The sequence below is a fragment of the Nocardioides sp. genome, from assembly GCF_030150155.1.
Taxonomy (GTDB): domain Bacteria; phylum Actinomycetota; class Actinomycetes; order Propionibacteriales; family Nocardioidaceae; genus Nocardioides.
Genome location: NZ_JASLGR010000031.1, coordinates 24995 through 39050, shown reverse-complemented (window position 1 = coordinate 39050; position 14056 = coordinate 24995). Strand labels below are relative to the sequence as shown.

Below are 14056 nucleotides of genomic sequence, written 5' to 3'. Positions count from 1 at the left end.
TGACACCGAGGGCGCTCCGCAACGGAGCGCCCTCGGTGTCATTCGTCGCCGGCTCGGCGGCGGCTCAGTGCTCGCCGGCGTCCTTCAGACGCTGGAACGAGGCGGTGATCTCGGCCTCGGCGGCCTCGCGGCCGACCCAGTCGGAGCCCTTGACGTGCTTGCCGGGCTCGAGGTCCTTGTAGCGCTCGAAGAAGTGCTTGATCTCGCCCAGGGTGAACTCGTCGACGTCACCCAGGTCCTGGATGTGGTCGAAGCGCGGGTCGGTCGGGACGCAGAGGACCTTCTCGTCCTGGCCCTTCTCGTCCTCCATCACGTACATCGCGACCGGGCGGGCCTCGACGAGGACGCCGGGGATGAGCGGGAACGGGAGCAGGACCAGTGCGTCCAGCGGGTCACCGTCGCCACCGAGGGTGTCCTCGATGTAGCCGTAGTCGGCCGGGTAGACCATCGAGGTGAACAGCACACGGTCCAGGCGGAGCTTGCCGGACTCGTGGTCGACCTCGTACTTGTTGCGGGAGCCCTTGGGCACCTCGATGAGCACGTCGAACGTCACAGTCATACCGGTAGTCTCCCCGACGAGGGTCACGGATGCGATTTGAGGGTTCGACGAGTGGGTAGGTCGCGAAAGGTCTTTCGCTGGGTGGCGTCGCTGCTGGTGCTGGCGGTGGTGGCAGCCGTCGGGGTGGTCGGCTACGACCGTGGCTGGTTCGATCGCTGGCTCGACTCCGACCCGGCCGCAGGCGCTGACAGCGCCGCGGAACCGTGGAACGTCGCCGTCCCGTCGCCGAGCGCCGTCGCCGCGAGTACGTCGACCCTGGACGCTGCGAAGGTGCGGGCCGCACTCAAGGGCCACCTGAAGGCCGCCGACCTCGGTGACCACGTGGTCGGCGAGGTCTCCTCGATCTCCGGCGCCACCCTGGCCTCGTTCGGCACCGGGTCGGCCACCCCGGCCTCGACCACGAAGCTGCTCACCGCTGCCGCCGCCCTGCACGTGCTCGGCCCGGAGGCGACGTTCGCTACCACGGTGGTCTCTCCGGCGGCGGGGCAGCTCGTCCTGGTCGGCGGCGGCGACCCGCTGCTGGCCTTGAAGCCGGTGAAGTCCGAGCTGCTGCCCCGCGCCGACGTCACCACCCTGGCCCGCACCGCCGCCGCTGCCCTCAAGGCCAGCGGGGTCACCCGGGTGCGCCTGTCCTACGACGACTCGCTCTTCACCGGACCGACGACCAGCCCGAGCTGGCCGGCCAACTACGTGCCCGACGACGTCGTGTCCCCGATGAGCGCGCTGCGTCTGGACGAGGGTCAGCTCGACGACGGCCGCGACCTGACTCCGGCCACCACTGCTGCCCGGAAGGTCGCGGCCGTGCTCCGCGCCGAGGGCATCACCGTCGCTCACCGGATCCGCAAGGCCGCCGTCAGCACCGCAGGGACCGACACCGAGATCGCCCGGGTCACCAGCGCCCCGCTGCGCGACATCGTCCAGCACACCCTGGAGACCAGCGACAACGACGCCGCGGAGACGATGGCGCACCTGATCGGGGCCAAGGCCGGCGACGGCTCCTTCGCCGGCGGGGTCAAGGCCACCACGGCAGCGCTGACCGACCTGGGTGTCCCGCTCGACGGCGTCCGGCTGTACGACGGCTCCGGGCTCTCCCGCAAGGACCTGATCACCCCGGCGGCCCTGACCGGGGTGCTCCGCGCCGCGGCGACCGACCCGGACCTGCAGTCGCTGGGCTACGGGCTGCCGGTCGCCGGATTCTCGGGGTCCCTGCTGGAGCGGTTCACCGACGCCTCGGGGACAGCGGGCCTGGGCGTCGTACGGGCGAAGACGGGGACGCTGACCGGGGTGAGTGCGTTGGCCGGGTTCATCGCCGACGCCGACGGCACCCCGATGGTCTATGTCGTGATGGCCGACGAGGTGCCGGTGACCAAGACGCTCGCGGCGCGCAGCGCGCTCGACGACGCTGCGGCGGCGCTGGCGACGTGCCACTGCTCCACGCCGGCGCCCGCGACCCCCAGCACCCCCACCACCCCGGCAACCCCGGCAATCCCGAGCACCAGCACGTCGCCGAGCACCCTCACCTCCGACCAGCCCTCGGCTACGGTCGCTCCATGAGCGCCGTCCACGACCTGGTCGATTGGAAGTTCGCGGTCCGGGTCGGGCGCAAGCTCGCCAGCGACGGACCCGTCGTCACCCGCGCCGAGGCGGCCGCGGCCGTGGCCGAGCTGCGTGCCGACGCCGCCCGCTCGACCGGTCTGGTCCGCGAGTTCACCGGCCTGGTGGCACCGGAGAACACCGCGCCGGTGCTGGTCGTCGATCGCGGCGGCTGGGTGCAGGCCAACGCCGACGGCTTCGCCACCCTGCTCGCACCGGTCGCGGACCGGCTCACCGCCAAGCGGGCCGCCGGTGCCGTCGCCGGTGCGGCGACCCGCAAGATCGCCGGGGCGGAGGTCGGCGGGCTGCTCGGCTTCCTCAGCTCCAAGGTGCTGGGCCAGTTCGACCCGTTCACCGCGCCGCACGGCCGGCTGCTGCTGATCGCCCCCAACGTGGTCCACATCGAGCGCGAGCTCGACGTCGACCCGACCGACTTCCGGCTCTGGGTCTGCCTGCACGAGGAGACCCACCGGGTGCAGTTCACCGCCAACCCGTGGCTGCGTGACCACCTGATGGAGCAGGTCTCCGCGATCGCCGAGATGACCGACACCGGGTCGCTCTTCGACGACCTGGCCGCGAAGGTCGGCGAGCTGGTCAAGGGCGAGGGCGCCACCGGCAGCCTCGCCGACCTGGTCAGCTCCCCCGAGCAGCGCGAGGTGATCGACCGGGTGACCGCGGTGATGTCGCTGCTGGAGGGCCACGCCGACGTGGTGATGGACGGTGTCGGCCCGAGCGTGATCCCGTCGGTGGAGACGATCAGGGCGAAGTTCGGCGAGCGCCGCAAGGGCGTCGGCACCCTGGACCGGCTGCTGCGCCGACTGCTCGGCATCGACGCGAAGATGGCGCAGTACCGCGACGGAGCGGTCTTCGTCCGGCACGTCGTCGACGCGGTCGGTATGGAGCGGTTCAACACGGTGTGGACCAGTCCCGAGACGCTGCCGCTGCGCAGCGAGATCCACGACCCCGGCGCCTGGATCGCCCGCGTCCGTCCCTGACAGACTCCTGCCATGGCGCTGCACCCCTCGATCGCTGCCGTCCGCCGAGGTGTCAGGAAGGCGTTGGCCGAGTGCGCCCCGGGTGACACCGTCGTGGTCGGCGTCAGCGGCGGCCCCGACTCGATGGCGCTGGCCGCCGCGACGATCGTGGAGGGCCACAAGCTGGCCCTGCGGGTGATCGGTGCGACCGTCGACCACGGCCTCCAGGTCGACAGCGACGTGGTCGCCGAGCAGACCGCCGGGCGGCTCGCGGCGCTGGGCATCGACGAGACCGTCACCATCTCGGTGAGCGTCGACGACCCCGATCGCGCCGGTCCCGAGGGGTCCGCCCGTCAGGCGCGGTACGCCGCCCTCGACCAGTACGCCGACCACGTCGGCGCCCGACTCGTGCTGCTCGGCCACACCCGCGACGACCAGGCCGAGACGGTGCTGCTCGGTCTGGCTCGCGGGTCAGGCGGGCGCAGCCTGGCCGGGATGCGGCGCGCGTTCGGGCGCTACCGGCGTCCGCTGCTCGACGTCGGCCGGGACGACACCGTCACCGCCTGCCAGGTCGAGGGGATCGAGACCTGGCACGATCCGCACAACGACGACCCCGGCTACGCCCGGGTCCGGGTGCGGCGCACCGTGCTGCCGGTGCTGGAGGAGCAGCTCGGCCCGGGGATCGCTGCGACCCTGGCCCGCACCGCCGACCAGCTGCGCAGCGACACCGAGCTGCTCGACGACATCGCCGAGAACGAGTGGCGCTCCCTGGGCGGGACGCTGGCCGCCGACGTGCTGGCCGGGTACCCGACCGCGATCCGTACCCGACTGCTCCGCCACGGGGCGCTGGCCGCCGGGGCGATCCCCGCCGAGCTCACCTTCGAGCACATCCTCGGGCTCGACGCCCTGGTCACCGACTGGCACGGGCAGAGGTGGATCGACCTGCCCGGTCTGCTTCGTGCGATCCGCACCGAGGGGCGGATCACCTTTGTGTCATCGACCAGTTCCGGGGCGCCGGCCGGCGGCTAGGGTGGTGGTGACGTGCATCACGCCGGCTGCTCCAGGAGGCACCCCTCATGTCGATCGACCCCGCGACCGCCGTACCGCTCGAGCTGAACGACGAGGTCCGGGCGGCCCTCGACGCCGATGTCGCGGCGCTGGCTGCCGGCATCGAGCGCTGGGCGGCGATGCCACTGGCCCGCCGAGCCCGGCTGATGGCGCAGGTGCACGACAGCGTCGCCGCCCAGGACCAGGCCTGGACCGATGCGGCGGTGGCGGCCAAGCACACCCCGTCGGCCCTGGCCGGCGAGGAGTGGTTCAGCGGTCCGTACGTGACGATGGACGGATTCGGCGGTGTCGCGCAGAGCCTGGAGCGGCTCGCGGCGGGGCGCTCCCCGATCGAGGGGCTGCGCACCGGGACCGCGCCGGGTGGCAGGGCCACGGTGTCGGTGCTGCCGACGACGGCGTACGAGCAGGTCCTGCTCAGCGGGTTCAGTGCCGAGGTCTGGCTGGAGCCCGGCGTCGGTCTGGACCAGGCCGAGCGTGAGGCAGGGCTCGGCGCCCGCGACACCGGCGTCAACGGCGGCGTCGGGGTCGTGCTCGGTGCCGGCAACGTGTCGGGGATCGGGCCGCTGGACGTGCTCTACGAGCTGGTCGCGTTCAACCGTGCCAGCGTGCTCAAGCTCAACCCGACGTTCGCCAGCCTCAAGCCGGTCTACGAGGCCGCGCTGGCGCCCCTGATCGAGGCCGACCTGCTGCGGATCGTCAACGGTGCCGCGGCGGTCGGTGGCTACCTCACCGGTCACGACGGGATCGACCACGTCCACATCACCGGCAGTGCGATCACCCACGACGCGATCGTGTGGGGCGTCGGCGAGGAGGCCGAGCGTCGCCGTGCGGCGGGGGAGCCGAAGCTGACCAAGGCGATCACCTCCGAGCTCGGCGGGGTTAGCCCGATCATCGTGATCCCCGGTGAGTGGTCCGAGGCCGATCTGCGCTACCAGGCCGAGCACGTCGTCACCCAGCGGCTGCACAACTCCGGGCACAACTGCATCGCCGGGCAGACCCTGGTGCTGAGCGCCGACTGGCCGCAGCGTGATGCGTTCCTGGCGGCGATCCGTGAGGTGCTCGACACCCTGCCGGCCCGCGGGCCCTGGTATCCGGGCAGCGACGCCAAGCTCGCCCTGGCCACGCAGAGCTATCCCGGGGCGGAGTGGCACACCGACAACAGGCTCCTGATCCAGGTCGACGAGACCACCTCTCAAGACCTGTTCAGCACCGAGTACTTCACCTCCGTGCTGGGCCACACCTCGTTGCCGGGCACCGGAGCGGTCTTCTTCGCCAACGCCGTCGCCTTCGCCAACGAGCGCCTCGACGGCACCCTCGGCGGCTCGATCATCGTGGCCCCGGCCGACCGCACGGCGATGGGTGGCGCGTTCGACGCGATCCTGGCCGACCTGCGCTACGGCACCATCGCGATCAACGCCTGGAGCGCGATGGGCTTCCTGCTGCGCGGTGCGCCCTGGGGCGCCTTCCCCGGCAACACCCTGGACGCGGCGGGCTCGGGGATCGGCGTGGTGCACAACAGCTACCTGCTCCCGCGGACCGAGCGGACCATCGTCACCGGTCCGTTCCGGCCCTTCCCACGCTCGGTGCTGCACGGCGAGCTCTCGCTCTCGCCGAAGGCGCCGTGGTTCGTCACCGCCCGGACCGCAGCCACGACGGCGCAGCGGATGACCCGCTTCGTCGGCAAGCCGAGCTGGGTCCGCATCCCGGGCATCGTGGCCTCTGCGTTCCGAGGTTGAACCACCGGGCGGATAGGCTCTCCTTCGTGGATGCGGAGACCGTGCAAGACGACCTGATCAACATTCTCTTCACCGAGGAGCAGATCCAGGGCAGGCTCGCTGAGATGGCCAAGCAGATCGAGGCCGACTACGAGGGCGAGGATCTGCTCGTCGTCGGCGTCCTGCGCGGCGCCATCATGGTGATCGCCGACCTGACCCGGGCGATGAACCGCCACGTCGAGATCGACTGGATGGCGGTCTCGTCCTACGGCTCAGGCACCACGTCGTCGGGCGTGGTCCGGATCCTCAAGGACCTCGACTCCGACCTGCACGGTCGCCACGTGCTGATCGTCGACGAGATCATCGACACCGGCCTGACCCTGAGCTGGCTGGTCGCCAACCTCTCCAGCCGTGGCCCGGCCAGCGTCGAGATCGCCACCCTGCTGCGCAAGCCTGAGGCTCTGCAGATGCCGATCGAGCCGAAGTACGTCGGCTGGGACATCCCCAACGAGTTCGTCGTCGGCTACGGCCTCGACTACCGCGAGCAGTACCGGAACCTGCGAGACATCGGAACACTCGCCCCCCACGTGTACTCCTAGGGGACAATTGAGTACGCCGGTACGTTTTGCCTGTTGAGGGTGACCGGCCGGACATCCGCCGTCTGCATGACCGCATGAATTGAAGAGAAGCCTGTGAAGCGTTTCGCCAAGAATCCACTGTTCTGGATCATCGCCGCCGCCATCGTGGTGGTTCTGGGTCTGCAGTACCTCGCGCCCCGAAGCGGTGGTGCCGAGATCCCGACCTCGCAGATGATCAAGTACATCGACGAGGGCAAGGTCCAGTCGATCACGTTCGTCGACGGCGACCAGCAGATCAAGGCGACCCTCGACAAGGGCACGCGCTCGGGCGGTGACTCGGTCTCCACGCACTGGGTCGACGGTGGCCAGGAGGCGATCCTCGCCAAGGTCCAGACCCAGGTCGACAAGGGAACGATCGAGAAGTTCAACTCCGAGGTCGCCAAGCCCAGCGTGCTCGGCTCGATCATCAGCTTCCTGCTGCCCCTGATCCTGATCGTGGTGCTGTTCCTCTTCCTGATGAACTCCGTCCAGGGCGGTGGCGGCCGCGGCGTGATGCAGTTCGCCAAGTCCAAGGCGAAGCTGATCACCAAGGACATGCCCAAGACGACCTTCGCCGACGTGGCCGGTGCCGACGAGGCTGTCGAGGAGCTCCAGGAGATCAAGGAGTTCCTGGCCGAGCCCGCGAAGTTCCAGGCGGTCGGTGCGAAGATCCCCAAGGGTGTGCTGCTTTACGGCCAGCCCGGAACCGGCAAGACGCTGCTGGCCCGCGCCGTCGCGGGCGAGGCCGGTGTGCCGTTCTTCTCGATCTCCGGCTCGGACTTCGTCGAGATGTTCGTCGGTGTCGGTGCCTCCCGGGTCCGTGACCTGTTCGAGCAGGCCAAGGAGAACGCCCCGGCGATCGTCTTCATCGACGAGATCGACGCCGTCGGTCGCCACCGTGGCGCCGGCATGGGCGGCGGTCACGACGAGCGCGAGCAGACCCTCAACCAGCTCCTCGTCGAGATGGACGGCTTCGACGTCCGCGGCGGCGTGATCCTGATCGCCGCGACCAACCGTCCCGACGTGCTCGACCCCGCCCTGCTGCGTCCGGGCCGCTTCGACCGCCAGATCCAGGTCGACGCCCCCGATCTCGCCGGTCGCGAGAAGATCCTCTCGGTCCACTCCCGGGGCAAGCCGCTGGCGCCCGACGTGGAGCTGACCACCGTCGCGCGCCGCACCCCCGGGTTCACCGGTGCCGACCTGGCCAACGTGCTCAACGAGGCCGCGCTGCTCACCGCGCGGGCCAACGAGAAGCTGATCACGAACGAGCACATGGATGAGGCGATCGACCGCGTGATCGCCGGTCCGCAGCGGCGTACGCGTCTGATGAGCGAGCACGAGAAGCTGATCACCGCTTACCACGAGGGCGGTCACGCCCTGGTCGCTGCGGCGATGCCGCACAACGACCCGGTGCAGAAGGTCACGATCCTGCCGCGCGGTCGCGCACTGGGCTACACGATGGTGATGCCCGACGAGGACAAGTACTCCCAGACCCGCTCGGAGATGCTCGACAAGCTCGCCCACATGCTCGGTGGCCGTGCCGCCGAGGAGCTGATCTTCCACGACCCGACCACCGGTGCCGGCAACGACATCGAGAAGGCGACCAACCTCGCCCGGGCGATGGTGACGCAGTACGGCATGACCGAGCGCCTGGGTGCGATCAAGCTCGGTACGTCGGGCTCCGAGCCGTTCCTCGGCCGCGACATGGGCCACCAGCGCGACTACTCCGAGGAGGTCGCCGGGATCGTCGACGAGGAGGTCAAGAAGCTTCTCGCCACCGCGCACCAGGAGGCCTTCGACCTGCTCGAGGAGAACCGCGACGTGCTCGACTCGCTCGTGCTCGCGCTGCTGGAGAAGGAGACGCTGGGCAAGGAGGAGATCGCCGAGATCTTCAAGCCGCTGCGCCGTCACCCGCTCCGTCCGGCCTGGACCGGCTCGGACACGCGTCGTCCCTCCGACATCCCTGCGATCGAGATCCCGCAGTGGATCCGCGAGCGCGACCAGGCTGCCGTCGAGGCTGCGCAGAAGAAGATCGGTGGCGCCGGCTCGACGCCCGCCGGTGGCATCACCGACGTGCCGTCCAAGCCGCTTCCCCTTCCCGAGCAGGGCTGATCGCGTGACCGACCCGATCTCCCTGGACCCGACCGCGGTCCACCCGCCGTTCGACCACGCCCGCGCCGAGGCGGCGATCCGTGAGCTGCTCTACGCGATGGGGGAGGACCCGGACCGTGAGGGTCTGCTCGACACCCCCGCTCGCGTCGCCCGGGCCTACGCCGAGGTGACGCAGGGGCTGCGCCAGAGCGCCGAGGACGTCCTCACCACCACTTTCGACATCGGCCACGACGAGCTCGTGCTGGTGCGCGACATCGAGTTCTGGTCGATGTGCGAGCACCACCTGGTGCCGTTCACGGGAGTGGCCCACGTCGGTTACATCCCCGAGGCGGAGGGCAAGATCACCGGGCTGTCCAAGCTGGCCCGCCTGGTCGACGTCTACGCCAAGCGGCCGCAGGTCCAGGAGCGGCTCACCAGCCAGGTCGCCGACTCCCTGATGGAGATCCTCAAGCCGCAGGGCGTCATCGTCGTGATGGAGGCCGAGCACCTGTGCATGACCATGCGCGGGGTGAAGAAGGCCGGCGCCAGGACGATCACCTCCGCGGTGCGCGGCACGATGCGCTCGAACGCAACCACGCGTGCCGAGGCCTTCGCGCTGATCAACCGCTGACGTCGACCGCTGACGTCGACTGCTGACACCCACCGCTGACGCGGGCCCCGGCTGCACCACCGAGTCCGGGAAGCACACAGGGGCGGCCCCGAACGGGGCCGCCCCTGTGGCGTTCCCGGCTCACCGCCGGGCTCGGGGTCAGTACCGGAACCGGCGCACCAGCAGGTCGAGCTCGGTCGCCAGACCGGCCAGGGAGGTGGCGGCCTGAGCCGTGCCGGACGCACCGTTCTGCGTCACCGCAGCAGCGGTCGAGGCGCCGACGGCGTCCTCGGCGATCACCGACGTGCCCGCGGCGGCCTCGGTGACCGAGCGCGAGATCTCGTTGGTGGTGGCGGTCTGCTCCTCGACCGCGGCGGCGATGGTGCCCTGGGTCTCGTGGATCGCGTTGATCACGGTGCCGATCTCGGTGATCGCGGTGGCGGCCCCGGCGCTGTCGTGCTGGATCGCCTCCACCCGGCGGGCGATGTCGTCGGTGGCGCGGGCGGTCTCGGCGGCCAGGTCCTTGACCTCGTTGGCGACCACGGCGAAGCCCTTGCCGGCCTCCCCGGCACGCGCCGCCTCGATGGTGGCGTTGAGGGCGAGCAGGTTCGTCTGGGAGGCGATCGTGCTGATCACCTTGACCGCGTGCCCGATCTCGCTGGACGACGTCCCCAGTGCTTCGACGGCCTCGGTCGCCGTACGTGCCTGAGTGACGGCGCGGGCGGCGACGTTGGCGGCGTCGGTCGCGCTCCGGGCGATCTCCCTGATGCTCGCGCTCATCTGCTCGGTGGCCGAGGCCACGGTGTGCACGTTGGCCGAGACCTGCTCGGCCGCGGCCGAGACGTTGCCGACCCGGGCGGTGGTGTTCTCCGCGGAGCCACCCATGTCGGCACTGACGGCGGTGAGCTCCTCGGCGGCGGCTGCCACCGAGGCGGCGGTCTGGCCGATCTGGCTCATGCTGGTGCGCAGCGAGGAGACCAGCGACCGGATCGAGTCGGCCATGTGGGCGACGTTGTCGGCCGAGCTGTTGGCGTCGTCGAGGCGACCCACCGACAGCTCCTGGGTGAGGTCGCCGGCAGCGACGTCGGCCAGGTAGTTCATCAGGATCTCCACCCGGGCGGCGGTCGCCGCGGCGGCTTCCTCCTTCTCCCGCTGACGAGCGGCCTCGGCCTCGGCCTCCCGCTGGCGAGCGGCCTCGTCGGCAGCGAGCTGGTCGCGCTCGCGCTGGGCCTCGGCGGCGGTGGCGGCCCGCTCGGCCTCGGCAGCGGCACGCTCCCGCTCGGCGTCGGCGGCAGCGGCGGCCCGCTCCAGCTCGGCGCGCTCCTCGATCGAGCGCTTCTCGGCCTCGGTCCGGGCGACCCGCTCGGCCTCGGCGTTGCGGCTGGCGACGTCACCGGCCTCGAGTGCCTCGATCACCTGGTCCACCGCGGTCGCGATCGCGCCGATCTCGTCGGCGTTGTCGTGCTGCACGCGCTGGCTCCGGTCACCGCTGGCGATCGCTCGCAGCGAGACGATCACCTTGCGCAGCGGCTTGGAGACGCTGCGGACGGTGAGCCAGCCGGCCAGTGCCATCAGCAGGAACCCGACCGCCGCGACCACCAGGGTGATGGTCTGCAGCGAGTTCACCGCTGAGTCGATGTCGCTGAGCTGGCGCTCCACGGCCTTGTCGACGAAGTCGTCGGCCTCGTTGAAGGTGGCGTTGATCGCGCTGGCGTCGGCACCGCCGGACTCGCTGGACAGCGTCGAGACGGTGCCAAGGTCGCCCTTCTTCCCGGCCTTCACCATCCCGGTGAGGTAGTCCTCGTGGGTGCCGATCAGGCGGCTCAGCTTGCGCAGGTAGTCCGCGGCGATGCCGGTGGTGTCGAGCTTCTGGGCGGTGTCGAACTTCTCCAGGGCGGTGGCGTAGTGCTGCTGCGCCGACTCGGCGGCCAACGTCGACGGCTTCGGGGTCGGCACGACCGCCTCGGGCTGCATCTCGTTGTAGATCGCGATCAGGTACTGGTTGGTGTAGGTCCGGGCCAGCAGCCACTCGGAGTAGCCCGCGTTGAGCTTGCTCGAGACCTGGGCGCTGCTGCGGTTCTGCGAGATCAGGGTGCTGACCGAGGCCGACTTCATCGTCGCCACCACCGAGACGATCACCAGCACCACCAGGGTCAGGGCGACCATCGTCCACAGCTTCTGCACGATCGTGATCCGCTGATGCCAGGCCACGGTGCTGCGCCGGGTGCCGGGCTGGCGCTGCGCTGCGGGCTCGCTGGGAGGCGCCGGGGGAGGCGTGGAGGGACCGGCAGCCGTGCGGGCCTGAGGCACGCGGACGGTGTCGTGGGGCAGGCGTGGCGCATCGACGGACGTCATGCTCGCGTGATCGGCATGGGGAGGGCCGGGTTGACCAAAAAGCCGATCCGGACCGGCCGGCCCGGTGCTAAAGTTCGCGCCGCGTCCGCGTCAGGCCCGTAGCGCTCGGGCCCTTTGTCCCTGGCGCCGAGTGATGGCCTAGCGTTAAGGCCATGTCTGCGCTCCTGATGGGCATCGTCAACGTCACGCCGGACTCGTTCAGCGACGGCGGACGGTTCCTGGCGACGGACGCGGCGATCAGGCACGGTCTGGAGCTGGTGGCCGACGGCGCCGACCTGCTCGACATCGGTGGTGAGTCGACGCGGCCCGGTGCCACCCGCCCGCTGGTCGCCGAGGAGCTCGCCCGGGTCGTCCCGGTGATCCGGGCGCTGTCGGCCGAGGGCGCCCTGGTCTCGGTGGACACGATGCGCTCGGAGGTCGCCGCCGCCGCGATCGACGCCGGCGCCAGCATCATCAACGACGTCTCCGGCGGGCTCGCCGACCCCGCGATCCTGCCCGTGGTGGCCGACTCCGACGTCCGCTACGTCTGCATGCACTGGCGTGCGCACGGCTCCGCGATGCAGGGCACCGACTTCACCCAGTACGCCGACGGCGTCGTGCCCACCGTCGTGGCCGAGCTCGGCGAACGGGTCGACACCGCCCTGGCGGCGGGGATCGACGCCGAGCGGCTGATCCTCGACCCCGGTCTGGGCTTCTCCAAGACCACCGAGCAGAACTGGGAGCTGCTGCGCGATCTCGACGCCTTCGACGCGTTCGGGATGCCGCTGCTGATCGGGGCCAGCCGCAAGCGGTTCCTCGGTGAGCTGCTCGCCGGTCCCGACGGCACCCCGCGGGCCGTCGACGAGCGGGAGTCGGCCCACACCGCGGTGGTCGCGCTGCTGGCCGCCCGGGGGGTGTGGGGCCTGCGGGTGCACGACGTACGCGCCGCCCACGACGCCGTGGCGGCGGCCGCCATGATGACCACGCGATGATCAGTCGATGACCGGCCGACGACCCGGCCCGATCCCACGGGAGAAGAATCAGTGAACGCACGACAGATCGACGAGCTCGCCGTCTACGGCGTGGAGTGCTACGGCTACCACGGCGTCTTCGACTTCGAGCGCCGTGAGGGCCAGATCTTCGTGATCGACCTCGTGCTGGGCCTCGACACCAGCACCGCCGCTGCCACCGACGACTTGCGCGAGACGGTCCACTACGGAAACCTCGTGGACGACGTCAAGGCCGCCGTGGAGCGTGATCCTGTGGATCTCATCGAGACGTTGGCCCAACGGATCGCGGATGTGGTCCTCTTGGAGCAGCGTGTTGAATGGGTCAAGGTCACGGTCCACAAGCCTGACGCCCCGATTCAGGCGACATTCCGGGATGTCGCACTGACCATCACTCGAGCCAACGGAGGTCCTCACCGTGAATGACTCGCCCAGCCCGTTCGCGATCGACGCCGACACCCTCACGGGTGAGATGAAGCCGATCCGCCGCGCCGTCGTCGCCCTCGGCTCCAACCTCGGCGACCGTGAGAGCAACCTCCAAGGTGCCGTCGGCCAGCTCGCCGACACCCCCGACGTGTGGATCACCGGCGTCTCGCCGGTCTACGAGACCATTCCGGTCGACTCGCCGGAGGGTTCCGGCGACTACCTCAACGCCGTCGTCCTGCTCGACACCACGTTGCCGGCGAAGGTCCTGATGGACCGTGCCCTGGCGATCGAGGAGGCCTTCGACCGCACCCGCACCGAGGGTGTGATCAACGAGCCGCGCACGATCGACGTCGACCTGATCACCGTCGGTGACAAGGTCAGCGACGAGCCGCACCTGCAGCTCCCGCACCCGCGGGCCGCCCAGCGTGCCTTCGTGCTCAAGCCCTGGTTCGACCTCGAGCCCGACGCCGAGATCCCCGGCATCGGTCTGGTCGCGGAGCTGCTCCAGGCCGCTGACGCCACCGGCCTGACCCTGACCGACATCACGCTCGTCGTCGATTGAGCGAGCCGACCCCACCACGAGATCCGCATCGGGCACTGCGCCCGACGTCGGCGGGCGTGCTGACCGCAGCCCTCGTCGTCGGTCTCGTGGTGGGCTGGCTGAGCCACCGCGTCTGGGACTCCTGGTTCGGGCACGCCCCGGTCGTCACCTGGGCGCAGCCGGTCGCGCTGGTCGGTCTGGCCGCGCTGCTGGGGCTGGTCGCGTGGGCGACGTACCGCAGCACGCATCCGCGGGCAGGGGGAAGCGGCGGGCGGCTGGAGCCTCACCAGGCGGTCAACCGGCTGGTGCTCGCACGGGCGTGCGCCATCGTCGGTGCCCTGGTGGGTGGCTTCTACCTCGGCTACGCGGTCAGCTGGCTGTGGGTCGACGTCGAGCTGGCGCACCAGCGCCTGATCCGCTCGCTGGTCGCGGCCGTCGGTGGTGGACTGATCGTTCTGGCAAGCCTTCTCCTCGAGCGGGCGTGTCGCGTCACGGGGGACGATCCGGAGGCTTAGCCTCCG

At 70.6% G+C, this 14056-nt stretch carries 13 protein-coding genes; 11 read left to right on the top strand and 2 right to left on the bottom strand.

What is annotated here, in order from left to right; all coding sequences use genetic code 11:
* Positions 1–64: 64 nt before the first annotated feature.
* On the bottom strand, positions 65–559 hold the full coding sequence (locus Q1V88_RS09070) for an inorganic diphosphatase (protein ID WP_300680638.1): 495 nt from the start codon (positions 557–559) through the stop codon (positions 65–67).
* An 81-nt stretch (positions 560–640) separates the two neighbouring features.
* Between Q1V88_RS09070 and dacB the strand changes: the two genes are divergently transcribed.
* The 7 genes from dacB (at position 641) to folE (ending at position 9248) form a co-directional block, all read left to right on the top strand.
* Positions 641–2113 carry a D-alanyl-D-alanine carboxypeptidase/D-alanyl-D-alanine-endopeptidase gene (gene dacB, locus Q1V88_RS09065; RefSeq protein ID WP_300680636.1) on the top strand — a complete coding sequence of 491 codons (1473 nt, stop codon included), beginning with the start codon at positions 641–643 and terminating at the stop codon, positions 2111–2113.
* Entirely contained in the window at positions 2110–3147 is a 1038-nt protein-coding gene (locus tag Q1V88_RS09060; protein WP_300680634.1) for a zinc-dependent metalloprotease, read from the top strand. The genes dacB and Q1V88_RS09060 overlap by 4 nt, the downstream gene beginning before the upstream one ends.
* A 12-nt stretch (positions 3148–3159) precedes the next feature.
* The gene (gene tilS / locus Q1V88_RS09055) at positions 3160–4155 is read left to right on the top strand and encodes a tRNA lysidine(34) synthetase TilS (protein ID WP_300680632.1); all 996 of its coding nucleotides are present in this window, start codon (positions 3160–3162) and stop codon (positions 4153–4155) included.
* Between the two features lie 47 nt (positions 4156–4202).
* Positions 4203–5930 (top strand): aldehyde dehydrogenase family protein, encoded by a 1728-nt coding sequence (locus tag Q1V88_RS09050; RefSeq protein ID WP_300680630.1) that lies wholly within the window; start codon positions 4203–4205, stop codon positions 5928–5930.
* A 26-nt stretch (positions 5931–5956) separates the two neighbouring features.
* Complete coding sequence (gene hpt / locus Q1V88_RS09045) at positions 5957–6508, top strand: hypoxanthine phosphoribosyltransferase (RefSeq protein WP_300680629.1); 552 nt, start codon at positions 5957–5959, stop codon at positions 6506–6508.
* A gap of 93 nt (positions 6509–6601) precedes the next feature.
* Positions 6602–8638, top strand: coding sequence for an ATP-dependent zinc metalloprotease FtsH (gene ftsH / locus Q1V88_RS09040; RefSeq protein ID WP_300680627.1), 2037 nt, complete (start codon positions 6602–6604; stop codon positions 8636–8638).
* 4 nt (positions 8639–8642) lie between these two features.
* On the top strand, positions 8643–9248 hold the full coding sequence (folE, locus tag Q1V88_RS09035; protein ID WP_300680625.1) for a GTP cyclohydrolase I FolE: 606 nt from the start codon (positions 8643–8645) through the stop codon (positions 9246–9248).
* A gap of 138 nt (positions 9249–9386) precedes the next feature.
* On the opposite strand, the gene Q1V88_RS09030 is transcribed toward folE, so the two are convergent.
* A complete protein-coding gene (locus Q1V88_RS09030) occupies positions 9387–11582 on the bottom strand; it encodes a methyl-accepting chemotaxis protein (protein WP_300680623.1) in 2196 nt (731 codons plus the stop codon).
* Between the two features lie 152 nt (positions 11583–11734).
* Between Q1V88_RS09030 and folP the strand changes: the two genes are divergently transcribed.
* Genes folP through Q1V88_RS09010 form a run of 4 tightly spaced genes read left to right on the top strand, consistent with a single transcriptional unit; the run spans position 11735 to position 14050 of the window.
* Entirely contained in the window at positions 11735–12553 is an 819-nt protein-coding gene (gene folP, locus Q1V88_RS09025) for a dihydropteroate synthase (protein ID WP_300680621.1), read from the top strand.
* Positions 12554–12604: 51 nt separating this feature from the next.
* Positions 12605–12994 (top strand): dihydroneopterin aldolase, encoded by a 390-nt coding sequence (folB, locus tag Q1V88_RS09020; RefSeq protein WP_300680619.1) that lies wholly within the window; start codon positions 12605–12607, stop codon positions 12992–12994.
* The gene (folK, locus tag Q1V88_RS09015) at positions 12987–13556 is read left to right on the top strand and encodes a 2-amino-4-hydroxy-6-hydroxymethyldihydropteridine diphosphokinase (RefSeq protein WP_300680615.1); all 570 of its coding nucleotides are present in this window, start codon (positions 12987–12989) and stop codon (positions 13554–13556) included. Before folB ends, folK begins: the two co-directional genes overlap by 8 nt.
* Positions 13553–14050 (top strand): DUF3180 domain-containing protein, encoded by a 498-nt coding sequence (locus Q1V88_RS09010; protein ID WP_300680613.1) that lies wholly within the window; start codon positions 13553–13555, stop codon positions 14048–14050. Before folK ends, Q1V88_RS09010 begins: the two co-directional genes overlap by 4 nt.
* Positions 14051–14056 lie beyond the last annotated feature (6 nt).